The sequence below is a fragment of the Streptomyces sp. NPDC059788 genome (assembly GCF_042732265.1).
GTDB lineage: Bacteria > Actinomycetota > Actinomycetes > Streptomycetales > Streptomycetaceae > Streptomyces.
On record NZ_JBHWHY010000019.1, the window covers coordinates 44,256 to 69,346 of the forward strand.

Genomic DNA, 25,091 nt, shown 5'->3' on the forward strand with positions numbered 1-25,091 from the left:
GGCACGCCGATGGACTTCGCATTCGACGCCCGCACCGAAGAGCTGCGGGGCAGGCTGCTGGCCTTCATGGACGAGCACGTGTATCCGGCCGAGGCGGTCGCCGACGAGCAGCGGGCCGCGCTCGCCTCGCCGTGGGACACCCCGGCGGTGGTGGAGGACCTGAAGGCCGAGGCGCGCGGGCAGGGCCTGTGGAACCTGTTCCTGCCGGACGAGGAGTACGGGGCGGGGCTGACGAACCTCCAGTACGCGCCGCTGGCCGAGATCACCGGCCGCAGCCCGCAGCTGGCGCCGACCGCGCTGAACTGCGCGGCGCCGGACACCGGCAACATGGAGGTGCTGGCCCAGTTCGGCTCCCCGGCGCAGCAGGAGCAGTGGCTGCGGCCGCTGCTGGCGGGCGAGATCCGGTCGGCGTTCGCGATGACCGAGCCCGAGGTGGCCTCCTCGGACGCCACGAACATCGAGACCCGCATCGACCGGGAGGGCGACAACTACGTCATCAACGGGCGCAAGTGGTACATCTCCGGCGCGATGCATCCGGCCTGCCGGATCTTCATCGTGATGGGCAAGACCGACCCGGACGGCGCCGACCCGCGCCGCCAGCAGTCGATGGTGCTGGTGCCGCGCGACACCCCGGGCGTCGAGGTCCGCCGCGCCATGCGGGTGTACGGCTACGAGGACCACTACCACGGCGGTCACGCCGAGGTCGCCTTCCACGATGTCCGCGTACCGGCCGAGAACCTGATCGGCGAGGAGGGCGGGGGCTTCGGCATCGCGCAGGCCCGGCTCGGCCCCGGCCGCATCCACCACTGCATGCGGCTGATCGGCATGGCCGAGCGCGCCATCGAGCTGATGTGCCGCCGCGCGGTGACCCGTACGGCCTTCGGCAAGCCACTGGCGCGCCAGGGTGTCGTACAGCAGTGGATCGCGGACGCGCGGGTGGCCGTCGAACAGCTGCGGCTGCTGGTGCTGAAGACCGCGTGGCTGATGGACACCGTCGGCAACAAGGGCGCGCACACGGAGATCCAGGCCATCAAGATCGCCACGCCGCGGACGGTCGTGGACATCCTCGACCAGGCGGTGCAGCTGCACGGCGCGGGCGGCGTCAGCCAGGACTTCCCCCTGGCGGAGCTGTGGGCGGCGGCCCGCACGCTGCGCCTCGCGGACGGCCCGGACGAGGTGCACCAGCGGTCGCTGGCGCGCCGGGAGCTGAAGCGCCACATGTGAGCACCCCCGGAGTCCGCCGAAGCGCACGCCCCGGCGGACTCCGGGCCCGGTGCCGCCGCGGTCCGCTGGACCCGCACCGACTTCTCTGACTAATGTCAGAGAATGGATGCTGCACAGATCGACCAGGTGCGGCGGTTCAACCGCACCGTCACCGAACGCGTGGGCGTGCTCCACGACCACTACCTCGGCCGCGACCGGCCCATCGGCGAGGCCCGGCTGCTCTGGGAGATCGGCGGGCAGGGGCAGGACGTGCGGCGGCTGCGCGAACGCCTCGGACTCGACTCCGGTTACTTGAGCCGGCTGCTGCGCGCCCTGGAGGCCGACGGCCTGGTGATCGTGGAGCCGCAGCCCCGGGACCGGCGGGTGCGCACCGTCCGGCTCACCGAGGCGGGCCGCGCGGAGCACGCCGCGCTCGACGGCCGCAGCGACGAACTCGCCGGCTCCCTGCTGGAGCCGCTCAACACGGCCCAGCGCGCGCGGCTGGTCGCCGCCATGGCCGAGGTCGACCGGCTGCTGACCGCCACGACGGTCACGCTGGACGTCGTCGACCCGGACCACCCGGACGCCCGGCACTGTCTGCGGTCCTACTTCACCGAGATGCAGGCGCAGTTCGAGACCGGTTTCGACCCCGCCCGGAGCCTGTTGCCCGACACGGGCGGACTCCGGCCGCCGAACGGCCTGTTCCTGGTGGCCCGGCTGCACGGCGAACCCGTCGGCTGCGCCGGTCTGAAACTGCCGTCCGGCGCGGCGGCCGAGGTGAAACGCATGTGGGTGGCGCCCCGGGCGCGCAGGCTCGGCCTCGGCCGCCGACTGCTGGGCGAGCTGGAGGCGCGGGCCGTCCGGCACGGCCGTGGCGCGCTCCGCCTGGACACCAACAAGGATCTCGGCGGCGCGATCGACCTGTACCGCTCCTACGGCTTCGAGGAGGTCGCGGCCTTCAACGACGAGCCGTACGCGCACCACTGGTTCGAGAAGCGGATCGGCGGGGCCTAAGTGATCATTTCAGAATGATCAGTTGGAACCCCTACCGAAATGACCTTGAGCATGGTTGCTGTGGGTTCTGCACGTATCGTGATCTCACTGTGCGGCGGAAGGGGGTTCGGTGGGCGAGGACGAGATCTATTACCGGGATGCGACCGAACTGGCGGAGCTGATCCGCAAGCGGAAGATCTCCGCGGTGGAGGTGGTGCAAGCGCACTTGGACCGCATCGAGGCGGTCAACCCGAGGGTCAACGCCGTCGTGACGGTGGCCGCCGAGCAGGCGCTTGAGGCGGCGCGTGCCGCCGATCGAGCGGTGGCGGCGGGCGGCACCGTGGGTGCGCTGCACGGTGTTCCGTTCACGGTCAAGGACGCGCTGGATGTGGCGGGGATGGTGGCCACGCGCGGCTCGTCGTTGTTCCGGGACCACGTTCCCGTGAGGGACGCGACCGCAGTGGCCCGGCTCCGGGCCGTCGGCGGGATTCCGCTGGCCAAGACCAACCTGCCCGAATTCTCCTACTGGACCGAGACCGACAACTTGGTCGTCGGCAGGTCCCGCAACCCCTGGGACAGCGAGCGGACTCCGGGCGGTTCGAGCGGCGGGGAGTCGGCCGCGATCGCCGCCGGGATGTCGCCGCTCGGGCTGGGCAGTGACGTCGCCATTTCGGTGCGGGGGCCGGCCCACGACACCGGCATCGTCGCTCTGAAGCCGACCCGGGGACGGATACCGATCACCGGACACTGGCCCGAGGTTCCGCGCCGTTACTGGCACGTCGGCCCGATGGCCCGGAGCGTGCGGGACATCATGACTGCGTTGAACATCCTCGCAGGGCCCGACGGCATTGACGGTTACGTACGGCACTCGCCGAGAGATGTCGGCCAGCCGAGCGACGTGGCCGGGCTGCGGGTGGGCTGGGCGGCCGAACCTGCCTTCGGCCCAGTGGACCCCAAGGTGACAGCCACCATCATGGAAGCGGCCGACGCGTTGCGGGCGCTGGGCTGTAGCGTCGAGCCCGCTCCACTGAGGGGACTGGAGACCCTCGACGGGACCGCGCTGAGCGCAGTGCTGTTCACCGCTGAGGTCGTGCCGTACCTCCGGCGGGTCGTAGCCGGCCGCGAGTCCGAGTTGCACCGCGTCATCCAGCGGACGATCAGCGCGCCGGAGGTGACGGTGGCTGACTACATCGCCGCGCAGCAGCAGGTCGAGGCGCTCAGTTCCCTGTTCGCCGGATACTTCGAGTGCTACGACGTGCTGCTGTGCCCCGTGTGCCCCATCCCCGCCCCACCGCACGCTCGATCGAAGTTCGATGTCAAAGACGTCACCGTCCCGGCACGCGGCATCATGCGCGCGACCGTTCCGTTCAACCTCACTGGCCTGCCCGCGCTGTCGCTTCCCTTCGGGGCCACCAGCGAGAACCTGCCGATCGGCATCCAGCTTGTCACTCGCTGGTACGACGAATCGACCCTGCTGCGCCTCGGTGCCGCACTTGAGACAGTCAGCCCCGTGCGGCACCGGCGCCCCGAGCTGACCTGATGTGCGGGTGACCGGTGCTGTTCGCCAGAGATGGTCTCCGGCCATGCGAGTCGTGCAGGCTACGAAGAACCTGGCGGGTCGACCAGGCGACGCCAGCAGACGATCACGCAGGCCGGCGTCGGGAATGCCCTACAGGAGCCAACACAGCGCCTTGACGCGGCCTGAGAAACCCCGAGCCCCCGCCCGGAGGCTCCCTTACGGCCGCAGGGCCCGCAGCAGCAGGTCGGCGAGGTGGTCGGCGACCTGCTGCGGTGTGAGCGGCCCGTCCTCGCGGTACCAGGTGCCCAGGTGGTGCACCGAGCCGAAGTGGTAGTCCACGACCAGGTCGGCGGGGGTGGCGTCGCTGAACACCCCGGCGCGCTGGCCCTCTTCGACCAGCGCGCGGAACCGCTCGTGGTAGCGGCGCCGCTCGGCCCGTACCTGCTTGTCCTTCTCGGGGGCGAGGTGGTGCATCGAGCGGAAGAAGATCTTCGTGTCGTCGAGGTTCTCGATGGTGGTGACCACGACGTCCGCCGCCGCGTCGCGCAGCCGCCGCTCCACGGGCGCGTCGGCGCAGGCGAAGCGGTCCAGCCGCTCCTGCTGGAGCCGCAGCACCCGCCCGTACACCTCGTGCAGCAGATCGTCCTTGGAGCCGAAGTAGTGGTACAGGGCGCCCTTGGTGACGCCCGCGGCCTCGACGATCTCCTGGACGGAGGTGCGGTCGTAGCCCCGCTCGGCGAAGAGCCGGGTGGCGGTGGCCAGCAGCCGCTGTGCCACGGGTTTGGAACTCCCGCCGTCCGTCGTGCCGGCCATCGCCCTCACCTGTCCCTCGTGCGTCGTGCGTCGTCTTACGTCTTGCCGTGGCCCGGTGCCCGCCGCGGGCGCGGTCAGCCGCGTGCGCGGAGTTCCCGCCTGAGGATCTTGCCACTGGTCGTCTTCGGCAGCTCGGGCAGGATCTCCACCTGCCGTGGATATTTGTACGCGGCCAGCCGCTCTTTGCAGTACCCGGCCAGTTCGGCGGGGTCCGCCCGCTGTCCGGGCCGCAGGCTCACATACGCCTTGACCGACTCGCCCCGGTAGGCGTCCGGCACGCCGACCACCGCCGCCTCGCGCACCGCGGGGTGGCCGTACAGGACGTCCTCGACCTCCCGCGGCCACACCTTGAAACCGGACGCGTTGATCATGTCCTTCTTGCGGTCGACGACGTACAGCCAGCCGTCCGGGTCCATGAAACCGATGTCGCCGGTGCGCAGTTCGCCGTCCGGCAGGGCCTCGGCGGTGGCGTCCGGGCGGCGCCAGTAGCCGGGCACCACCTGCGGGCCGCGCACCGCGATCTCGCCCTGCTCGCCGAACGGCACGTCCCGCCCCTGCTCGTCGACGATCCGTACGACCGTGTCCGGGCCGGGCACGCCGACGGCGAGCGTCCCGGAGGCCGGGTCCACCGGCGCCTCGCGGCCGGGCGGGACGGTGGCGCACGGTGCGGTGCACTCGGTCAGCCCGTAGCCGTTGTGCAGGTACGGGCCGAAACCCGCCCGGAACTTCTCGACCAGCGCAGGCGGCAGCGGCGCGCCGCCCGAGGAGAGGGAGGAGAACGACGCGAAGTGCTCGCGGGTGGCTCCGGGCTGCGCCATCAGCGCCATGTAGGCCGTGGACGGGCCGACCGTGTAGGCGGGCCGGTGCTCCAGGAAGGCGTCGAGGACCACGCCCGGCTCGAAGCGGTAGGCCAGCGCGAGGGTGCCCGCGTTGGTGAAGCAGGCGGCCAGTTCGCAGACCATGCCGGTGATGTGGAACAGCGGCGCCAGCGCGAAGTACGTCGCGCCGTCGGGCAGGTCCAGGCCGGTGCGCTGCCGCTCGGCGTTGTAGGCGATGTTGCCATGGGTGTTGGTGGCGCCCTTGGGGGTGCCGCTGGTGCCGGAGGTGTAGCTGATGAGGGCGGGGTCCGCGGCGGCCGGGGGCGCCGCGCCGGGCGGCTTGCCCGCGTACGCGCGGGCCGCGGCCAGCAGGTCGTCGGCGCCCTCGCGCGGCCCGAGCCGCTCGCCGCGCAGCACGCGCGCGTCGTCCCGCGTCTGGAGATCCTGTTCGCAGGCGGTCAGGCCGATCCGTACGGAGGGGGCCGCGGCGGCCGTCGCGCGCAGGAAGGCGTCCCAGGTGCGGTCGGCGCAGACGACCGCGGTGACCTCGGCGTCGGTGAGGATGTGCGTCATCTCGGCCGACTTGTACATGGGGTTGACGGGGACGACGATGCCGCCCGCCTTCCAGACGCCGAGCAGCGCGAGCGCGAAGTGCGGGGTGTTCTGGAGCATGACCGCCGCCCGGTCGCCGGGCCGGAAGCCGCGGGCCGCCAGGTGTCCGGCCACGCCGTCGCTGAGCGCGTCCGTCTCGGCGTACGACAGGCGGCCGTCGAAGTAGGCGAGAGCGGTGCGGTCGGGGGCGCGGCGGGCCGCGTCCTGGAAGGCGTGCAGGACCGAGGGGTGCGGGTGGGCGGGGGCGCGCTGGGCCTCGGTGAGCTGCGCCAGCCACGGCTTGTCCTGGTAGGAGGTCACCGGGCCGTCCCTTCGGCCGTGGGGGCACCGGACGCCGGGGAACCGGCGGCGGGGGCACCGGCCGACGGGGCACCAGCCACCGGGGAACCGGCCGACGGCTCCGCGACGGCCTCCGGCCGCCCGGCACCTTCCAGCTTCCGCTGCAGACGGTTCATCCCGCCCAGCCAGCGTTCACTGTCCGCCGCCCGCACGGCGTAGAAATCGGCGACCTCCGGATGCGGCAGGACCAGGAACCGTTCCTCCGCCATGGCCGTGAACAGCGCGTCGGCGACCGCCGCGGGCTCGATCGCGGTGGGCGTCAGCACCAGCTCGCCGGCCGCGCCGGTGGAGGCGAGCATGTCGGTGCGCACGCCCTGCGGACAGATCGCGTGCACCGCTATGCCCCGGTGCCGGTACGTCAGCGACAGCCACTCCGCGAAGGCGTACGCGCCGTGCTTGGTGACGCTGTACGGGGCCGCGCCCACCATGGTCAGCAGGCCCGCGGCGGACACCGTGGACACGAAACGGCCCGCGCCGCGCTCCAGCCAGCCGGGCAGCAGCGCGCGGGCGGCCCGTACGTGCGCCATGACGTTGACGTCCCAGGCCAGCTCCCAGGCGTCGTCCGGCGCCTCGGGTCCGCCGCCGGTGCCGACCCCGGCGTTGGCGCAGAAGATGTCGACGGTGCCGCCGAGCGCCTCGCGGGCCGCCGGTACGACGGCGGAGGCGTCCCCGGGGACGGCGACGGCGCCGATCTCCCGCGCGATCGTCCCGGCCTTGGCCGCGTCCAGGTCGTTGACCACCACACGCGCCCCTTCGGCGGCGAAGCGGCGGGCCAGGGCGGCGCCGATGCCGCCGCCCGCCCCGGTCACCACGACTGTCTTGTCCCGTACGGCTTCCACCTGCGGTCTCCCTCGGTCGCCCCTGGCTCGACTGCCAGGCAGACTAACCAGTCGGTATGCCGAAGCGGAAGGGCGCGGTGCCGCCCGGCGGCCGGGCCCGGCGGCGGCGCGCCGCACGACGTCCGGCGCGTTCCCCCGGAGCCCGCCGGGCGTTAGCGTGCGCACGACACTGGCCCGACGGCGGAGGTGGACGCATGACCCTGTCCAGACGGAATCTGCTGGCCGCGACGGCGGTCACGAGCATGGTGGGTGCGACGGCGATGGCGGGCGAGGGCGAGGCGGCTGCGGCACGGACAGCCGGCGGCTCCACGGGCACCGGTACGACGGGGGCGCGGGGAGCACACCCCCACCCCCGGGTCCGCACCGGCTTCGACCGGCTGGCCGCCGACGGCTACGCCCTCCTCTCCGGCCGCCGGGTCGGCGTCGTCACCAACCCCACCGGCGTCACCCCGGACGTACGGCACATCGTGGACGTGATGCACGCCGACGAACGGGTGGACCTGGCGGCCGTCTTCGGACCCGAGCACGGCTTCCGCGGCACGGCCCAGGCCGGCGGTTCGGAAGGCAGCTACGAGGATCCGGCCACCGGGCTGCCCGTCCACGACACGTACGGCAAGAGCGGCCACGCGCTGGCCGACATCTTCGCCCGGTCGGGCGTGGACACCGTCGTCTTCGACATCCAGGACGTCGGCGCGCGCTTCTACACCTACATCTGGACCCTCTACGACTGCATGGTCGCCGCGGTCCTCGCGGACAAACGATTCGTCGTCCTCGACCGCCCCAACCCGGTGACGGGCCGCGCCGCCACCGGCCCCGTACTGGACCGCGCACAGGCCTCCGGAGTCGGCCGCGAACCGATCGCCCTGGCCCACGGCATGACCGTGGCCGAACTGGCCCTCCTCTTCAACGCCGAGTTCGTGCCGCGCGCGGCGGGCCGCCCCGCCGAACTGGAGACCGTGCTGACGAAGGGCTGGCGGCGTACGGACTTCTTCGACGCCACCGGCCTCCCCTGGGTCCCGCCCAGCCCCAACATGCCCACCCCGGACACCGCCCTCGTCTACGCGGGCACCTGCCTCTTCGAAGGCACCAACCTCTCCGAGGGCCGCGGCACCACCCGCCCCTTCGAACTGCTCGGCGCGGACGGCATCGACCGCCGCTGGTCCGCCGCCGTCACCGAACTGGCCGCCGGCATCGGCCTCCTGGGCGTCCGCTTCCGGGAGGCCTACTTCACCCCCACCTTCTCCAAGTTCCAGGGCAAAACCATCGGCGGCGTCCAGCTCCACGTCCACGACCGCGAGACCTTCGACCCGGTCCGCACCGGCATCGCCCTCCTGGTCACCGCCAAACGGACCTGGTCCGGATTCGCCTGGCGCCCGGACCACTGGATCGACAAGCTGACCGGCACGCCGCGCGTCCGCACGATGATCGACGCGGGCGCCGGGGTGGACGAGGTGGTCGCGGCCTGGCAGGAGGACCTGACGGACTTCCGCAAGATGCGGCGGAAGTACCTGCGGTACCGGTGAGGCCGCCGCCTCCGCGCGGAGCACGTGGCTGGTCGACGTGCCACCGAGGAGAAAAGCGGACCGCCGCTGTCTTTTTCAAGGAATTCCCTAGACATTACGGGATGTGCTGCACCGTGTCGGACGGCCGCACCTCAGGCGGCCGATGCCCTCTGCACCCGGAGAGCCAGGCGGCACCGCACCCCTCCAGCCGCCGCGTGAACGACTCCCCCTCGCCGAAGGAAGGTCCGTCATGCTGAACAAGGCGAGAACGATCGGCAAAGCCCTCCATGCCGTCACCACGCCCAATCCGGACACCCGCGTCCGGCGTCTCTACGAACTCGCCGATCCCGAAAAGCAGTTCGCGCACCGGACGACCAGGTACATCAACATCGGCTACTGGAAGGACGGCACCGAGGACCCGGACCGGGCCGGCGAGGACCTCGCGCTCAAGCTCGCCGACGTCGCGGGCTTCGACCCGTCCCACACCGTTCTCGACGTCGGTTTCGGTTACGGGGAACAGGACTTCACCTGGTTGCGCGCGAACCGGATACACCAGGTGCACGGGCTGGAGGTGTCGCCCCGCCACGTCGAAGGCGCCCGTGCGCAGGCCGAGTCGGAGGGCTTACAGGACCGGGCCGACTTCCGCGTCGGCAGCGCCACCGACCTTCCCTTTCCGGACGGCATGTTCGACCGCGTCGTCGCCCTCGACTCCCCCATGCACTTCAATCCCCGCAGCACCTTCTTCAAGGAAGCACTGCGTGTCCTGAAGCCCGGTGGCGTCCTGGCCGCCATCGACACCATCCCGCTGAGCGCCGACACACCCCGGGGAACGTTCGGGTCCCCGCGGCTGACCCTGTACAGGTACAGCGTGCCCGACGCCAACTGGTACGACCGACGCACCTACGCCCGGCAGCTCCTCGACGCCGGATTCACCGACCCGGACGTGACCTCGATCCGTGACCGCACGTGGGAGGGCTGGTACCACTACTGGACGAGCCTGGTCGACGACCCGGAGGCGCTGCGGGAGCTGCACCCCGGGGCCGCACAGGAATTCATCAAGGAGTGGAGCGACCGCGAGCGGATCCGGCAGGAAATCGACCTGCTCGACTTCGTCACGGTGTACGCCCGCAAGCCGTAGCGGCTTCGGCGGCGCTCCCGCCCGCGGGCAAGGGGGCGGCGGAGCACACCGCTCCGCCGCCCCGCCCTGTTTTCGTCCGAAGTCCCCGTTCCGGAAGGACGTCACCCCATGACGAACCCGCCGCACTCCCCCGCCGTCCAGCTCACCGAGCACGCCCTGGCCTACCTCCACTCCGCCGCGTTGCGGGCGGTGGCACTCCTCGACGTGGCCGACCACCTGGCCGACGGCCCCCGCACCGCCGAGGAACTCGCCGCCGCCACCGGCACCGACGCCGGGCACCTGCGCCGCGCCCTGCGCATCCTGGCGACGCGCGGCGTCTTCCGTGAGGACGAAACGGGAGCGTTCCACCTGACCCCCACGGCCGATCCGCTGCGCTCCGACGCCCCGTCCTCGATGCGCGACGCCATCGTCATGCTCACCGACGAACCCTTCTGGCGCCCGGCCGGACAGCTCGCGGACACCGTCCGTTCCGGCCACACCGTCTTCGACGACCTCTTCGGCGCGCCCTACTTCGGCCACCTGGAACGCGTACCGGAAGCGGGCGCCGTCTTCGACACCGGCATGGCGGGCCTGGCCGAGAGCGAGAACGACCCCATCGCCGCCGCGTACGACTTCCCCGCCTCCGGAACGGTCGTGGACGTCGGCGGCGGACGCGGCGGCCTGCTGCGTCAGGTCCTGCGGCGCAACCCGGGGCTGAGGGGCGTCCTCTACGACCAGGAGTCCGTGCTCCGCCACCACACCCTGGACATCCCCGAGCTGACCGGCCGCTGGCAGACCGGCTCCGGCGACTTCTTCACCGCCGTACCGCCCGGCGCCGACGTCTACCTCCTCAAGCGCATCCTGCACGACTGGAACGACGACGACTGCGTCCGCATCCTGCGCGCCTGCCGCGCCGCCATGACCCGCCCCGGCAGCCGCCTCCTGGCCATCGACGCGGTCCTGCCCCCGGGCAACGACGCCCACCCGGCGAAGACCATGGACGTCCTGATGATGACCTCCCTCAACGGCCGCGAACGCGACGAGCCCGCCTTCCATCACCTCCTCGCCGCCGCGGACCTGAAACCGTCCCGCACCCTCGCGACGGAGTCGACGCTCTCGATCGTGGAGGCGGTGGCGGGCTGACCGGGACGGCGGCCCGGGGCGCGGGCACCGGGACGTGCGTCAAGAGACCTCGCGTCTCACTTCTCAAGACACCGCATCCCACCTATTGACTGTCCCGACAATCCCGCGTGACAGTGCCGCTCGTGCACAGTGACGCGACATCAGCAGCCGTTCCGGCGGGTGGCTCCCCGGCCGCGCCCGATCCGACCACGTCGGCGGACGCCGCGCCGCCGGGCGCCGCCGCCGGCCCGGAGAGCCTTCGGCGGGTGGCCGTGGCCTCGTTCATCGGGACGGCCATCGAGTTCTACGACTTCTACATCTACGGGACGGCTGCCGCCCTCGTCCTGAACCAGGCGTTCTTCCCCACCCTCGATCCGGTCAACGCCACCCTGGCGTCGTTCTCCACCTATGCGGTGGCGTTCGCGGCGCGGCCCATCGGGTCGGTGGTGTTCGGGCACTTCGGGGACCGGGTGGGGCGCAAGTCCGTGCTGGTGGCCTCGTTGCTGTTGATGGGGCTCTCGACCGCGCTGGTGGGGTTGCTGCCGGGGTACGGGACGCTGGGGATATGGGCGCCGCTGCTGCTGATCCTGCTGCGGTTCCTCCAGGGGATCGGGCTGGGCGGCGAGTGGGGCGGGGCCGCGCTGCTGGCGGTGGAGCACGCGCCGAGCAAGCGCCGCGGGCTGTACGCGGCCTTCCCGCAGCTCGGGCCGTCGGTCGGGTTCTTCGCGGCGACGGGCGTGTTCTGGCTGCTGTCGGCGGTGCTGGACGACGGCGCGTTCCGCTCGTGGGGGTGGCGGGTGCCGTTCCTGCTGTCGTTCCTGCTGGTGGCGGTGGGGCTGTTCGTACGGCTGAAGATCAGCGAGACGCCGGTGTTCGCGAAGGTGATGGACGCGCGGGAGGCGAGCCGGGTGCCCGCGCTGGACGTGCTGCGCCGGCACCCGCGCGAACTGCTGCTCGGCGCGGGCGGCATGATCGTCGCGTACGGGCTGTTCTACACCGCGACGACCTACTGCCTGGCGTACGCCACCGGCACCCTCGGCGTCTCGCGCAACACCATGCTCGCCCTCTCCCTCGTCGCCTGCCTCTTCCTGGCGGCCGGCACCTGGCTCGCCGCCACCCGCTCGGACGGCGCGGGGCGGCGCAGGCTGGTGCTGGCCGGGACGGCGCTCTCGGCGGTCTGGGGGCTGATCCTCTTCCCGCTGCTGGACACCGGGCAGCCGGTGCTGATCGCGGTGGCGATCGGCGGGGCGCTGTTCTGCATGGGCGTGGTGTACGGCCCGATGGGCGCCTACCTGCCGGAGCTGTTCGGCACGACGGTGCGGTATTCGGGCGCCTCGCTGGCGTACAACCTGGGCGGCGTGCTGGGCGGCGCGGTGTCGCCGCTGGTGGCGACGCGGTTGCAGGCGGCCTTCGGGTCGGGCTCGGTGGGGTGGTACGTGACGGCGATGGCGGTGGTGTCGCTGGGGTGCGTGCTGGCGCTGCCGGAGACGCGGGAGCGGGAGTTGGGGTGAGGGTGGAGGCGGGGACAGGAGCGGGCTCCGGGCGGGCGTAGTCCGGCCGGGCCGCCGGCCCGTCGTCGGCCGGTGGCCGTCCCCCCGGCCGCCCGCCGTCCCCCGCCGACTGCCGCGAACTGGCCATGCGTGGCGTATGGCCGGAACCGCCCGGCCGCAGGACGATGCGCACACCGCGGCGCGGCCCCGATTTCCGGCCCGGCAGGCGTGGCCCGGCGCGCCGCCCCAGGGGGTCGTCATGACGGATACCGCAGGCAGTTCCGGCGCAGGGGCGGCCGGGGGCATCGACGTACAGCCGTACTGGGAGCTGACGTTCGACGCCGACGGCGATCCGGACGCCGCGCAGCGCGACCGGCTGGTGGCCGGGGCGGCGCAGCAGGGCGTCACCGACCTGCTGGTCTTCGCGCACGGCTGGAACAACGACCGGTCGATGGCCACGCGCCTGTACGGGCGGTTCTTCGCCCCGTTCCCCGCGATGGCGGGGGCCGGGGTGCGTCTCGGGTACACCGGGGTGATCTGGCCGGCGATGCGCTTCACGGACGAGCCGATCCCGGACTTCGATCCGGTGGCGGGTCCGCCACCGGCCGATGTACCTCCCCCGGCCGGGCCGCCGCTGCTGGACGACGCGTCGCTGCGCGCCCTGGCGCGGACCTTCCCCGGCCGGGAGCTGACGCTGCGGCGCCTTCAGCAGCTGCTGGCGGAGCGGCCCGCGGCCCGTTCCGCGTTCGACGAGTTCGCCCGCCTCCTGCGCGACCTGGTGGCGGTGCGCGAGGGCAGCCCGGCGCGGCGGCTGGCGGAGGACACGGGGGACGGCACGCCCGCGATGCTCACCGACGACCCGCTGGGGGTGTGTGAGGTCTTCACGGCGGCGCTGGAGAAGTGCGCGGGGCAGGAGCTGTTCGGCGACGGTCTCGGGCGGTGGTGGAACGGGGCCAAGGAGTTCCTGCGGCAGACCAGCTACTACGGGATGAAGCGGCGCGCGGGCGTGGTGGGCCAGCTGGGACTGGGGCCGGTGCTCGGCAGGCTGGTGAAGAGCGCGCCGGATGCCCGGATTCATCTGATCGGGCACAGCTTCGGCGCCCGTCTCGTGTCGTACGCGCTGCGCGGTATGCCCGCAGGTGTGACCGGGGTGAAGTCGGTGACGCTGCTGCAAGGCGCGTTCTCGCACTACGCGTTCGCCGCCCGGCTGCCGCACGACCCGGATCGCGGCGGGGCCCTGAAGGGGGTGCAGCAGCGGGTGGACGGGCCGATGGTGTCCTGCTACTCGCGGCACGACTCGGCGCTGAGCATGCTGTACCCGCTGGCGTCCAAGCTCTCCGGGGACTCGGCGAGCTTCCTGGGCCTGTTCGACCGGTGGGGCGCGATCGGCCACGACGGCATCCAGGCCGTGGACGGCGCGCGGCGGCTGAAGCTGGGCGCCGCGGTGCCCGGTACGGGCTGTGCGAGCGTGGACGCCTCGTCGGTGGTCCGCAACGGACCACCGCCCGCCGGTGCGCACAGCGACGTCTGCCATGGAGAGCTGGCGCGCGTGGTGCTCACCGCCGGGCGGGTGGTCACGAGGTAGCGAAGCCGGAGGCCCGGGGCCCGGGGCCCGTGGGTCAGCGGTGCTCGGGGAACTCCACCACCTGCTGGTACGTGGGCCGGTTCTGCCAGTTGACGGTGTCGTGCGTGATGCCGCCGACCGCGCGGTGGATGATCGCGTCGGCGCACCACTGGTCTCCGGCCTTGCAGCTGTCGTCGCCCGGGTAGACCTGCTGGGCGGTCCGCGCGGAGGCCTGCCCCAGCGTGCTCAGCAGGGTGTCCCGGCAGGCCGCCAGGTCTCCGGCTCCGCAGTACGGCGCGGCCAGGGCGCCCTCGACCTTGTCACCCAGCACGGCGCGCAGGTCCTTGTCCACGTAGCTCCACCAGCCGTACTGGAACGCGGAACCGGCGTGCGCTCCAGTGGGGCCGTGGCCCGCCGACGGAGCCTCGTCGATGGCGAGGCCTGCGGTGAGCGCGGTGTAGAGGTCGCCGCCGAGGCCGGGCTTGAAGGCGCCCTCGACGAGCCGGGGCCACCAGGCGTCCATGATCCGTACGGCGTCGGGGTGGGTGTAGGTGTGCGATCCGGGGCTGGTCTCACGGCGCTGTGCGCCGTCCTTGTGCCACGCCTCCAGTTGCTGCACCACGCGTTGCAGCGCAGGGTCGGTCACCGGCTTGCTGCGCAGCACCCTCAGCAGTTCCGGCAGGACGTCCTCGCCGCGCAGGTCGGCGACGGACGCCGACGACATGGCCCGGGTGAGTGCGGCGCGGGTCACGCCGCCTTCCTCGACCAGCGCCTTCACCCGGTCGTCCAGCAGGTTGGCGCGGTGCACCGAGCCGTTGCCGAAGCCCGCCGAGTCGTAGTCGCGGGCCTGCTTGTTGTTCCACGAGACGTAGTAGTCCTGGTTGACGGACTGCGGGTGCTGGGCGGGCGGGGTGTACTCGGCGGTGTTGGCGGCCGGGTCGTAGCCCTTCCACTCGTACGCGGCGTCGGCCTCGACCGGCAGGGACGGGTCGACGTCCGGGTTGCGGACGGGGTTGAGGCCGCTGTTGTAGTAGGCGGTGTCGCGGGAGTCGGCGTAGAACCAGTTGAAGGCGTAGTCGACGTGCTCGGTGGCCTGCTGGAAGGTCTTCGCGTCGCGGACGAAGGACGGGTCGTTCATCATCTGGAAGCCGATGATGGAGTCGGCCTCGTGGCGGTACGTGGAGCGCAGCGCCGTGTACGCGACGGGTTTGCCGCCGATGGCGGCGCGGTGGGTGACCGTGCCGTACTTGGTGCGGAAGACCTGCATCCGGTACGAGCCGGCCGCGGTGGGGTCGGCGACGGTGGGCTTCCAGGAGGTGGTCCGCTCCAGCTTCTCCATGGGCAGGCAGCTGCCGTGGTAGCGGTAGGAGACGGAGTCCTTGGTGGGCGCGGAGCCGTCGGCGTTGCACAGGTCGACGGCGTAGGTGTCGGTGATGTCCTGGCCGGCGGAGGTGGCGCTCCAGGCGTAGTCCTGGCCGCGGCCGAGCTGGACGTACATGCCGACGCCCGCGAAGGAGGCGCCGCGGGCGCTGATGCCCGGTCCCTGGATCTCCTGGAGCATCAGCAGCTGGGGCGCGAAGTAGCCGGTCTGCGGTCCGAAGACGGCGACGGGGTGGCCGCTCGCGGTGTGCTTGCCGGAGACGAGCAGGGCGTTGGACATGCCGCGGTGCCGGCTGGGGTCGAGGCTGCCCGGGGGCAGCACGCCGTCCTGGAACATCCCGCGCAGCTTTTCGTACTTCTTCAGCTTCCCTGGAAGCCGCACCGGTTCCCGTGGCACCGGCTTTCCGGCCGCGGCGGGCCGTGCCGAGCCCGTCCGGTCGTAGACCAGCGGTTCGGGGGTGACGGAGCCGCGGTCGGGCAGTGCGGTGCCCTTGGCGTGCGCGGGCTTGACCGCGTACGGGAAGCTCTGGCCGTCGTGCAGCGTCAGAGCGGCCTCGGGGTCGTTGCGCTCCCGGAAGGACTCCCAGACCTTGGTGCCCTGTTCGACGCCGTACTTCTGCTGGGCGGACAGCAGGGACAGGGCCTGGGTGACCTCGCCGCCCCCGCCGTTGCCGAACAGGCCGCCGACCACGGAGGCCAGCGCGATCAGGTCGGTGAGCTTGAACGGCTGGATCTCGCCCGCGTTGGTGATCGCGTCGACATGGCCGGTCAGCACGTACTCGCCGGGGAAGTACCGGCCGTTCTTGGACTGCTCGCGGTAGGCGTTGATGCCGTCGACGTACGCCTGGGCGTCCGCCATGGCCTGCTTGCCGCGCGCGCCGTTGGTGTCGCGGATGCGGTCCACCTGGGCCTGGAGGTCCGCCTCGGTGTAGGGGGCCTGCGGCCAGAAGGTCTGCTCCAGGCCCTGGTTGGCGGGCGCGCCCCCGGCGAACGAGGTCAGCTGGCCGCGGCCGATGTGGCGGAAGAGGTCCATCAGCCACAGCCGGTCCTGGCCCGCGGCGTATCCGGCCCCGAACTCGGTGCCGTACCGGGTGGTGCCCTTGATGTGCGGGGTGCCGGTCTTCTTGTCGCGGGTGATCGAGACGTCGTCGCGGGGCCGGGTGACCTTGGCGACCTGGTCGTCGGGGACGCCGAAGGACGCGTCGTTGAAGTAGTCGGCGAGCTTGTCGTCGGTGAGCGTGCGGTAGCCGCCGACCAGGGCGTCGTAGGGGCCGAGTTGGTCGGAGGCGTGGCCGGGGCGGGTGCCGAGGAGCTTGTGGGCGAGGATCTCCGCGAGGGTCGCGTTGCCGTTGGCGCCCGGCGGCAGGATGTCGGCGCACCGGCCCTTGCAGTAGTCGGGGCCGGGTGGCGGCGCGGCGGCCGTCGCGGTGGCGGGCAGGGGCGCCAGGACCGTGGCGCCGAGGGCGAACAGGGCCGCGGCCGCGGCGGTCCTGAGCCGTCCGGTGCGTCGTTGCATAGGGGCTCCTTGCGATGCGGGTGCGCCGGAGGTTACCGGCGGTTAGCCGGAGCCGGAAGATGAACAACACTCACTTTTTCCAATTCCCCACAGATGTACGGTGGATGGTGCACACGAGGCGCGCCGGGCGCCACGGGGGGCATCGGGAGCGGCTGACGCGCCCGGTGCGGCGCGAGTGCCGCCACCGCGTATCCGCAAGACAGTTCGATGGATCCGGCGGGCCGTCCGCCACGTCCATTCCCTGTCCAGTCGGGTCCTCCCCACGGAGGTGGGATGAATTGGCCGGTTTCAGAGCTCTCGCAGAACAGGTGCGCAACCCCCGTCTCGTCGCCACACAGCGGCGCACGGCCTTGCGCAAGTGCCTGGAGCGCTTCGCTCCTTACGGGCACCGCGCGACCTGGCACCATCTGTGCACCAGGGCGGGCATCGCGACCGAGGACCGCGAGCCCGACCCGGCGCGGCTGATGGCCGCGCTGACGGAACTGGAGGAGGCCCGGGCCGTCTGGCTCGGGTACGAGAAGGAGTTCGCGGCCCGTCGGCGCCGCGAGAAGCACGACGGCATCCGGCAGCCCAGCGCGCTCGACGACTGGCACCGGCGTACCTGGGGCGGCTGTGACATCGTGCCGTGCGAAGCGCCCCACCGGCACCCGGCGGCGCCGCTCGCCGCGGTGCTGCGCAGCATGATCCGCGCGATGGAGTCGGGCACGCCGCGGGCCGGCTGCCCCGTCTGCGGCACGCAGCGGTTCGTCTGGCGCACGGACCTCGAACGTTTTCCGGTGGCCGGGCCGGTGTGCCGGGAGTGCGGCGTCGTGGCGCCGCTCTCGGTGCTGACCAGGGAGGCGCTGGCGGGGGCGCGGGAGTCCTCGCGCGAGCGGCGGCTGTTCGCGGCGGCCTGAGGGGGCCGGGGCGCCCGCGCCGAGGGGGCGTTGTCAGACCCCGGTGTCATGCTCGGGGACATGGTGCAGGTATGCCTGAACGGCTCACGCGACGCCGCCGGTTCCGGGGTGGTGCCGATGATCCCGGCGGAGCTGGCCGATGCCGCGAGGAAGGCGGTAGCGGCCGGCGCCCGGGACATCCACGTCCACCCCAGGTCGCCGTGCGGGCGCGAATCGCTCACGCCCGGTGTGCTGACGCCGGCGCTGGAAGCGATACGGGCCGTGGTGGACGTGCCGGTGGGGGTCACCACCGGCGCGTGGGCCGAGCCGGACCCGGCGCGCCGGGTGGTGTGCGTCCGGTCGTGGCCGGTGCTCCCCGACCACGCCTCGGTGAACTGGCACGAGCCGGGCGCCGAGGCGGTCGCCGCCGCTCTGCTGGAGCGCGGCGTCGGCGTCGAGGCGGGCATCTGGTCCGGCACGGACGGCGCGGAGCGCTTCGCGGCCTCGCCGCTGGGGCCGCGGGTGCTGCGGGTGCTGGCCGAGGTCACGGACACCTGCCCCGGCTCCGCGCGCGGAACGGCGCGCGGCCTGCTGCGCGCGCTGGAGGCGTACGGCGCGCACGGCCGCCCCGTGCTGCTGCACGGCGAGGACGGCGGCGCCTGGCCGGTGCTGCGGCTCGCCGGGGAGCTGGGGCTCGCCACCCGTATCGGCGCCGAGGACACCCTGCTGCTGCCGGGCGGGGCACCCGCGGCGTCCAACGCGGAGCTGGTCGCGGCGGCGCTGCGGGAGCTGGCCGGAAGGGAGCCGGCCGGGCGGGGGACGGCCGGACGGGAGCCGGCCGGACGGGGGCGGTCCGGCGCGGCGGGCGGGGAAGGCAACGGCACGCCTACCGGGAACAGCGGCCCACTTCCCGGAAGTAGGTGAACGATGTACGTTCCGCTTCATGCGCGCGCCCGCCCGTTCCCGTACCGTAGCGCCGCCTGGGTGGAGCCGCTGGCTCGTGCCGCCCGCTGCGCTGTCCATCCACCTCGCCATCGGACAGGCCTACGCCTGGAGCGTGTTCAAGCCGCCCTTGGAAGCCTCGCTCGGGCTGTCCGGCACGGCCTCCGCGCTCCCCTTCCAGCTCGCCATCGTGATGCTGGGGCTGTCCGCCGCCTTCGGCGGCACCCTCGTCGAGCGCAACGGGCCGCGCTGGGCGATGACCGTCTCGGCCGTCTGCTTCTGCGCCGGCTTCCTGGTCGCGGCGCTCGGCGCGGCCACCCGGCAGTACTGGCTCGTCGTCCTCGGCTACGGCTTCATCGGCGGCATCGGTCTCGGCATCGGCTACATCTCCCCTGTCTCGACGCTCCTGAAGTGGTTCCCCGACCGCCCCGGCACGGCCACCGGCATCGCCATCATGGGCTTCGGCGGCGGCGCCCTGATCGCCTCGCCGTGGTCCGCCGCGCTGCTGGACGCCCTGGGCACCGACACCTCCGGCATCGCCCGTACGTTCCTCGTCATGGGACTGGCGTACGCCGTCTTCATGACGCTCGGCGTCCTCCTGGTACGGGTCCCGCCCACCGGCGCGGACGCGCCCGGCCCGAATGCACCCGGCGCGGGCGCTCCCGCCCCGGACACCACCGGCGCGGACGGCGCCCCGCCCGCGCGCCGTGCGGACGCGCCCCGCCCGCTGGTCACCACCGCACAGGTCTCCGCCCGTAACGCCCTGCGCACCCCGCAGTTCTGGTGTCTGTGGGTGGTTCTGTGCACGAACGTCACGGCGGGTATCGGCATCCTGGAGAAGGCCGCGCCGATGGTCTCCGACTTCTTCGCGGGCAGTTCCGCGCCGGTGAGCGCGTCGGCCGCCGCGGGCTTCGTCGGCCTGCTCTCGCTCGCCAACATGCTCGGCCGGATCGTCTGGTCGGCCACCTCCGATCTGGCGGGCCGCAAGCAGGTCTACCGCCTCTACCTGGGCGTCGGCGCGCTGATGTACCTGCTCGTCGCGCTGGCCGGGGACTCCTCCAAACCGCTGTTCATCGGCTGCGCCGCGGTCGTCCTCTCCTTCTACGGCGGCGGTTTCGCCACCGTGCCGGCCTACTTGAAGGATCTGTTCGGCACGTATCAGGTCGGCGCGATCCACGGCCGGCTGCTCACCGCCTGGTCCACCGCGGGTGTGCTGGGGCCGCTGATCGTCAACGCCGTCGCGGACGCGCGCCGCTCCGCCGGGCACACCGGCTCCGACCTGTACACGACCTCGTTCCTCATCATGATCGGCCTGCTGGTCGTCGGGTTCGCCGCCAACGAACTGGTGCGGCCCGTGCACCCCCGCCACCACGAACCACCGGCCGCGGCCCGCCCGGCCGACACCGCCCGCACCGCCCCGAAGGGAGCCGCCCCGTGACCGCCCGGCGCACCGCCCTGCTCGTCCTGGCCTGGCTGTGGGTGGGCCTGCCGTTCGCGTACGGCCTTTACGAACTGGCCCTCAAACTGAGACAACTCTTCACGGGCTGAGAGAAAACGGGCCCGGCGTACCAGACCACCCGACCCCGGCACACGCGAAGGCGGACGTCCATGGCCGAGCTGCACGATCTGACCGCTCTGGAGCAGGCCGCGGGGGTGCGGACCGGCGAACTGTCCCCCGTCGAGATCACCGAGCACTACCTCGCCCGCGCCGGGGAACTGGACGCCACCCTCGGCGCGTTCCTCACCCGTACCCCCGACCTCGCCCGCAAGCAGGCCGCCGCCGCGGCGGACGAGGCCGTGGCCGCGCGCCGCGAGGGCCGCGCGCTGCCGCCGCTGCACGGCGTGCCCGTCCCGGTCAAGGACCTCAACCAGGTGGCCGGCGTGCGCTGCACGATGGGCTCGCGGGCGCTGGCCGACAACGTGGCGCAGGTGGACGACCACATCGTCACCAGGCTGCGCCGGGCAGGCACGATCCTGCTCGGCAAGACCAACACCCCCGAATTCGGCCTGCCCTGCTACACGGAGAACCTGCTCGCGCCGCCCGCCCGTACGCCGTGGGACCTGGAGCGCATGGCGGGCGGTTCGAGCGGCGGGGCCGCCGCCGCGGTGGCCGGCGGGCTGGCGCCCGTGGCGCACGGCAGCGACGGCGGCGGGTCCATCCGTATCCCCGCCGCGCTCTGCGGGCTGTACGGCATCAAGCCGAGCCGCGGCCTGATCAGCGCCGGCCCGGTGCTCCACGACGTCACGGGCCTGGGGACGTCCGGCCCGCTCGCCCGTACGGTCGCGGACGCCGCCACGCTGCTGGACGCGATGGCCGGCCCGATGCCCGGCGCCCCGTACGCGGCGCCCGCGCTGCCGCCCGGCGAGACCTACGCCGGCCACGCCCGGCGCGCCCCCGGGCGGCTGCGCGTCGGCCTGCTGACCGACGTGCCTTTCCCCGGCATCGAGGTGCACCCGGAGTGCAAGGCCGCCGCTACGGAGACCGCCGCGCTCCTGGCCGGTCTCGGGCACGAGGTGGACGAGCTGACGCTGCCCGCCGACGACAGCTCCCGCCACGCCTTCACCCGCGTCTGGTCGGTGATCGCCGCCTCCCGCCCGGTGCCGCCGGAGCGGGAGGCGGAGCTGATGCCGCTGACCCGCTACCTGCGCGGGCGCGGCGCGGAGATCTCGGCCGTCGAGTACGCCCGCTCGCTGTACGCGTTCCGGATGCTGGGGCAGCTGGTCGCCGACGGGGTGATGCCGCGGGACGGCGGCTTCGACGTGGTGCTGACCCCGACGGTCGCGCAGCCGCCGCCGCGCGTGGGCGGGCTGCGCAACGACGCGGACCCGCAGGCCGAGTTCGCCGCCGTCGGCGCCTTCACCCCGTTCACGCCGCTGTACAACGCCACCGGCCAGCCCGCAGTGAATGTGCCGCTGCACTGGAACGCGGCGGGCCTGCCGATCGGCGTCATGCTCGGCGGCCGTTACGGCGAGGACGCGACGCTCATCGCGCTTTCCGCGCAGCTGGAGGAGGCCCGTCCGTGGGCCCACCGCAAGCCCGACGTGTGGTGATCCTCAGCGCTCCGCGCCCCGCCGGGCGGTACGGCGGTCACCGGCCCGCCCGGCGGTACGGCGTTCCTCGTCCCGCGCGCCCGACGTCCCGGTACCGCTGCCGCAGCGCCCGTCCGTGGCGGACGCCTCCGCGCCGGACTCACAGCGGTCGTCCCGCGCATCGGCCCCGGAGGCGCGGCCGTCGGCGCCCGTCGTGCCGCCGCGCGCCCGGGACGGCCCGCCGACCCGGTCCACGCGCAGCCGCCGCGCGCCCGCCCCCTGCTCGCCGAGCTGGTCGTACGGGTTCGACAGCGCGCAGTTCTGCAGGGACAGGCAGCCGCAGCCGATGCAGTCGGTCAGCCGGTCGCGGAGCTCGACGAGCTGGGTGATGCGCTCCTCCAGCTCCTCGCGCCAGACCTCGGAGAGCCGGGCCCAGTCGTCCCGGTTGGGGGTGCGCTCGTCGGGCAGTTCGGCGAGCGCGTCGCGGATGACGGCGAGCGGGATGCCGACCCGCTGGGCGGCGCGCACGAAAGCGACCCGGCGCAGCGCGTCGCGGGTGTAGCGGCGCTGGTTGCCCGCGGTCCGGGTGCTGCTGATCAGGCCCTTGGACTCGTAGAAGTGCAGGGCGGACACCGCCGCGCCGCTACGCGCGGAGAGCTGGCCGACCGTGAGCTCGTGGACCTTGTAAGGAAGCTGAGGCACGACCCCAACCCTATCCGGGGGCACGCCCGGTGGGCTGCGGGGATGCGCCCGGACCGGGGGCGGCCGGGGCCGGGCGCGGAGCGCGGGCGCAGCCGCGGCGCCGGACTCCGTCCGCCACAGGGCTGCGCACTCCGGTCACCGCGCGGCGGCGGCCCCGGTCACAGGTAGAAGCGGCTGAGCGTCTCGGCGACGCAGACCGGCTTCTCGCCGCCCTCGCGCTCGACGGTCACCGTCGTCGCGAGCTGCACGCCGCCGGGCACCTCCGTCACGCCCGCGATCCTGGCCGTCGCGCGCAGCCGCGAGCCGACCGGGACGGTCGCGGGGAACCGGACCTTGTCCACGCCGTAGTTGATGCCCATCTTGACGTTGTCGACCCGCAGCAGCTGCGGTACGAGCGCGGGCAGCAGCGCCAGCGTCAGATAGCCGTGCGCGATGGTGGTGCCGAACGGCCCCGAGGCGGCCCGCTCCGGATCGACGTGAATCCACTGGTGGTCACCGGTGGCGTCGGCGAACAGGTCGATCCGCTTCTGGTCGATCTCCAGCCAGTCGCTGGTGCCGAGGTCCTCGCCGACCGCGTTGTGCAGTTCGTCGAGCGAGCCGAACACCCGGGGCTCTGCCATGTCCGTATGCCTCCTCAGGCTCCGCAGGCGCGGACCGTCACGTCCGCCGACTAAGCGCTTGCTCAGGATGTGCGGCGGGCCCGGCCCTGTCAATGCCCTCCCGGCCCCCTCCGCCCCCGGCGCGCGGCCCCGGCCCCCACCGGACCCGGTGCGCTCACGGCCGCGCGCCCACCATGCGCAGGACGAGGTCGGCGTACAGGTCGCCCACCTCCTCGGGCGTACGGGCCCCCTCGGCGGAGAACCAGCGGGCCACGTCCACGCACAGCGACAGCACCGCGAGGGTGGTGCCCGGCACGTCGCCGACCGTGAAATCCCCCGCGTCGGCACCGTCCTGGATGATGCCGCGCAGCGAGCGGTCGGTGCGCCGCCGCAGGCCGGCGACGTGCGTGTAGTGCTCCTCGCTCAGCGCCTGCAGCTCGTACTGGATGACCCGGGCGGTGGTGTGGTGCCGCGCGTGCCAGCGCGCGAAGGTACGTACGGCGGCGCCGAGCCGTTCGGCGGGGGTGCCGTCGGCGCCGGCCGCCTCCTCCATGATCCGCAGGGCCTTCTCGTGGCCGATGCCGCTGATCCGGAAGAGCAGTTCTTCCTTGGTCTTGTAGTGGATGTAGAGCGCGGCGGGGCTCATGCCGGCCCGGCCCGCGATGTCCCGGGTGGTGGTCGCGTGGTAGCCGCGCTCGGCGAACGCCTGGACGGCGGCGCCGACCAGGCGGCGGGCCGCCTCCGGGGACACGTCGGCCCAGTCCCCCGCCGGGCCGTCCGCCCGCTCCGCCTCCGTGACCATCGCGTACCCCGATCCTCGGCCCGCCGCGGGCCATCCGCGACGGACCGAACACCTTACCCCGCCGGTGAGCAAGCGCTTAGAGCCACCGGGGCACGCCGCACGGGGCCAGGGGCGCGGAGCCGGGGGGCGCCGGCCGCCTCAGAACGCCGACACCCCCGTGAGCGCCCGCCCGATGACCAGCTTCTGGATCTGGCTGGTGCCTTCGTACAGCGTCATCACCCGGGCGTCGCGCAGCAGCTTGCCGACCGGGTACTCGTCGATGTAGCCGTAGCCGCCGAAGACCTGGAGCGCGTTGTTCGCGGCGCGCACCGCCGCCTCGGAGGCGAACAGCTTCGCCTTGGACGCCTCGGTGACGAACGGTTCGCCGCGGTCGATCAGGTCGGCGACCCGCCAGGTGAGCAGGCGGGCGGCGTCCACGTCCACGGCGATGTCGGTGATCAGCTCCTGCACCAGCTGGTGGTGGGCGATGGTCCGGCCGAACTGCTCGCGCTCCGTGGCGTAGCCGACGGCGGCGTCCAGTGCGGCCTGCGCGATGCCCACGCAGCCGGCGGCGACCGACATCCGGCCCTTGGCCAGCGCCGACATCGCGACGGAGAAACCTTTCCCCTCCGGGGCCAGCAGGGCGTCGGCGGGCACCCGTACGTCCTGGAGCACCAGTTCCGCGGTGGCCTGGCCGCGCAGCCCCAGCTTGCCGTGGATCTCCCGGCGCTCCAGGCCGGGGGTGTCCGTGGGGACGAGGAAGGCGCTGACGCCCTTGTGGCCCGGCATGTCGCCGGTGCGCGCGAAGAGCAGCACCACGTCGGCCCAGGTGCCGTTGGTGATGAACATCTTGCTGCCGTTGATGACGTAGTGACCGCCGTCCCGCACGGCGCGGGTGGCGAGGTTGCCCGCGTCCGAACCGGTGCCGGGTTCGGTGAGGCCGAAGCAGCCGATGGCCTCGCCGGAGGTCAGCGGGGGCAGCCACCGCCGCTTCTGCTCCTCGTCGCCCCAGGCCGCGACGGTCTTGGCGACCAGGCCCAGCGATACGGAGACGATGCCGCGCACCGCGGAATCGCCGCGGCCCAGCTCCTCGGTCACCAGCGCGTACGCGAGGTGGTCGCCGCCGCAGCCGCCGTACTGCTCGGGGATCGTCAGGCCGAGGAAGCCCAGCCCGCCGAGTTTCTTCACGATGCCCCGGTCGACCCGCTCGGCCCGGTCCCAGGCGGCGGCGTGCGGGGTGATCTCGCGGTCGACGAAGTCCTTGGCGAGCTGCCGGACGGCAGTCTGCTCCTCGCTGAGTTCCAGGTTCATCAAGGCCCCTTGCGAAGTGACGGC

At 73.0% G+C, this 25,091-nt stretch carries 19 protein-coding genes and 1 pseudogene; 12 read left to right on the forward strand and 8 right to left on the reverse strand.

Annotated features, from left to right (window positions below; genetic code table 11):
* Positions 1 to 9: 9 nt before the first annotated feature.
* From ACFV57_RS18270 to ACFV57_RS18280, 3 genes are all read left to right on the forward strand, one after another.
* A complete protein-coding gene (locus ACFV57_RS18270; protein WP_385232676.1) occupies positions 10 to 1,224 on the forward strand; it encodes an acyl-CoA dehydrogenase family protein in 1,215 nt (404 codons plus the stop codon).
* A gap of 102 nt (positions 1,225 to 1,326) precedes the next feature.
* The gene (locus tag ACFV57_RS18275; RefSeq protein ID WP_385232679.1) at positions 1,327 to 2,217 is read left to right on the forward strand and encodes a GNAT family N-acetyltransferase; all 891 of its coding nucleotides are present in this window, start codon (positions 1,327 to 1,329) and stop codon (positions 2,215 to 2,217) included.
* A gap of 109 nt (positions 2,218 to 2,326) precedes the next feature.
* Positions 2,327 to 3,736, forward strand: coding sequence for an amidase (locus ACFV57_RS18280; protein WP_385232681.1), 1,410 nt, complete (start codon positions 2,327 to 2,329; stop codon positions 3,734 to 3,736).
* A 195-nt stretch (positions 3,737 to 3,931) separates the two neighbouring features.
* On the opposite strand, the gene ACFV57_RS18285 is transcribed toward ACFV57_RS18280, so the two are convergent.
* The 3 genes from ACFV57_RS18285 to ACFV57_RS18295 form a co-directional block, all read right to left on the reverse strand.
* Positions 3,932 to 4,528 carry a TetR/AcrR family transcriptional regulator gene (locus ACFV57_RS18285; protein ID WP_385232684.1) on the reverse strand — a complete coding sequence of 199 codons (597 nt, stop codon included), beginning with the start codon at positions 4,526 to 4,528 and terminating at the stop codon, positions 3,932 to 3,934.
* A gap of 74 nt (positions 4,529 to 4,602) precedes the next feature.
* Positions 4,603 to 6,258, reverse strand: coding sequence for a class I adenylate-forming enzyme family protein (locus tag ACFV57_RS18290; RefSeq protein WP_385232687.1), 1,656 nt, complete (start codon positions 6,256 to 6,258; stop codon positions 4,603 to 4,605).
* Positions 6,255 to 7,136 carry an SDR family oxidoreductase gene (locus tag ACFV57_RS18295; protein WP_385232690.1) on the reverse strand — a complete coding sequence of 294 codons (882 nt, stop codon included), beginning with the start codon at positions 7,134 to 7,136 and terminating at the stop codon, positions 6,255 to 6,257. The genes ACFV57_RS18290 and ACFV57_RS18295 overlap by 4 nt, the downstream gene beginning before the upstream one ends.
* Positions 7,137 to 7,330: 194 nt before the next feature.
* Here ACFV57_RS18295 and ACFV57_RS18300 point away from each other — a divergent pair, with 194 nt between their 5' ends.
* The 5 genes from ACFV57_RS18300 to ACFV57_RS18320 all read left to right on the forward strand — a co-directional run bounded on the left by ACFV57_RS18300 (position 7,331) and on the right by ACFV57_RS18320 (position 13,952).
* A complete protein-coding gene (locus ACFV57_RS18300; protein ID WP_385232693.1) occupies positions 7,331 to 8,659 on the forward strand; it encodes an exo-beta-N-acetylmuramidase NamZ domain-containing protein in 1,329 nt (442 codons plus the stop codon).
* A gap of 229 nt (positions 8,660 to 8,888) precedes the next feature.
* Positions 8,889 to 9,776, forward strand: coding sequence for an SAM-dependent methyltransferase (locus tag ACFV57_RS18305; RefSeq protein ID WP_385232696.1), 888 nt, complete (start codon positions 8,889 to 8,891; stop codon positions 9,774 to 9,776).
* 108 nt (positions 9,777 to 9,884) lie between these two features.
* Positions 9,885 to 10,898, forward strand: a complete 1,014-nt coding sequence (locus ACFV57_RS18310) for a methyltransferase (protein WP_385232699.1) — start codon at positions 9,885 to 9,887, stop codon at positions 10,896 to 10,898.
* Between the two features lie 122 nt (positions 10,899 to 11,020).
* Positions 11,021 to 12,388, forward strand: coding sequence for an MFS transporter (locus ACFV57_RS18315; protein ID WP_385232702.1), 1,368 nt, complete (start codon positions 11,021 to 11,023; stop codon positions 12,386 to 12,388).
* A gap of 238 nt (positions 12,389 to 12,626) precedes the next feature.
* Positions 12,627 to 13,952: a serine-threonine protein kinase gene (locus ACFV57_RS18320; protein ID WP_385232704.1), complete on the forward strand. Its 1,326-nt coding sequence runs from the start codon at positions 12,627 to 12,629 to the stop codon at positions 13,950 to 13,952.
* 34 nt (positions 13,953 to 13,986) lie between these two features.
* Here the strand turns inward: ACFV57_RS18320 and ACFV57_RS18325 are convergent, their stop codons facing one another.
* Positions 13,987 to 16,827 (reverse strand): penicillin acylase family protein, encoded by a 2,841-nt coding sequence (locus tag ACFV57_RS18325; RefSeq protein ID WP_385232707.1) that lies wholly within the window; start codon positions 16,825 to 16,827, stop codon positions 13,987 to 13,989.
* A gap of 278 nt (positions 16,828 to 17,105) precedes the next feature.
* Here ACFV57_RS18325 and ACFV57_RS18330 point away from each other — a divergent pair, with 278 nt between their 5' ends.
* The 4 genes from ACFV57_RS18330 to ACFV57_RS18345 all read left to right on the forward strand — a co-directional run bounded on the left by ACFV57_RS18330 (position 17,106) and on the right by ACFV57_RS18345 (position 21,695).
* Complete coding sequence (locus tag ACFV57_RS18330; protein WP_385232709.1) at positions 17,106 to 17,723, forward strand: hypothetical protein; 618 nt, start codon at positions 17,106 to 17,108, stop codon at positions 17,721 to 17,723.
* 60 nt (positions 17,724 to 17,783) lie between these two features.
* Complete coding sequence (locus ACFV57_RS18335; RefSeq protein WP_385232712.1) at positions 17,784 to 18,626, forward strand: 3-keto-5-aminohexanoate cleavage protein; 843 nt, start codon at positions 17,784 to 17,786, stop codon at positions 18,624 to 18,626.
* 19 nt (positions 18,627 to 18,645) lie between these two features.
* Entirely contained in the window at positions 18,646 to 20,082 is a 1,437-nt protein-coding gene (locus ACFV57_RS18340) for an OFA family MFS transporter (RefSeq protein ID WP_385232715.1), read from the forward strand.
* A 170-nt stretch (positions 20,083 to 20,252) separates the two neighbouring features.
* Positions 20,253 to 21,695 carry an amidase gene (locus ACFV57_RS18345; RefSeq protein WP_385232718.1) on the forward strand — a complete coding sequence of 481 codons (1,443 nt, stop codon included), beginning with the start codon at positions 20,253 to 20,255 and terminating at the stop codon, positions 21,693 to 21,695.
* Between the two features lie 192 nt (positions 21,696 to 21,887).
* On the opposite strand, the pseudogene soxR reads toward ACFV57_RS18345, so the two are convergent.
* The 4 genes and pseudogenes from soxR to ACFV57_RS18365 all read right to left on the reverse strand — a co-directional run.
* Positions 21,888 to 22,376, reverse strand: a pseudogene (gene soxR / locus ACFV57_RS18350) (redox-sensitive transcriptional activator SoxR); the annotation flags it as partial.
* 158 nt (positions 22,377 to 22,534) lie between these two features.
* Complete coding sequence (locus ACFV57_RS18355) at positions 22,535 to 22,996, reverse strand: MaoC family dehydratase (RefSeq protein WP_385232721.1); 462 nt, start codon at positions 22,994 to 22,996, stop codon at positions 22,535 to 22,537.
* A 154-nt stretch (positions 22,997 to 23,150) separates the two neighbouring features.
* Positions 23,151 to 23,777, reverse strand: coding sequence for a TetR/AcrR family transcriptional regulator (locus ACFV57_RS18360; protein WP_385232724.1), 627 nt, complete (start codon positions 23,775 to 23,777; stop codon positions 23,151 to 23,153).
* 138 nt (positions 23,778 to 23,915) lie between these two features.
* Entirely contained in the window at positions 23,916 to 25,067 is a 1,152-nt protein-coding gene (locus ACFV57_RS18365) for an acyl-CoA dehydrogenase family protein (protein WP_385232727.1), read from the reverse strand.
* Between the last annotated feature and the right edge of the window lie 24 nt (positions 25,068 to 25,091).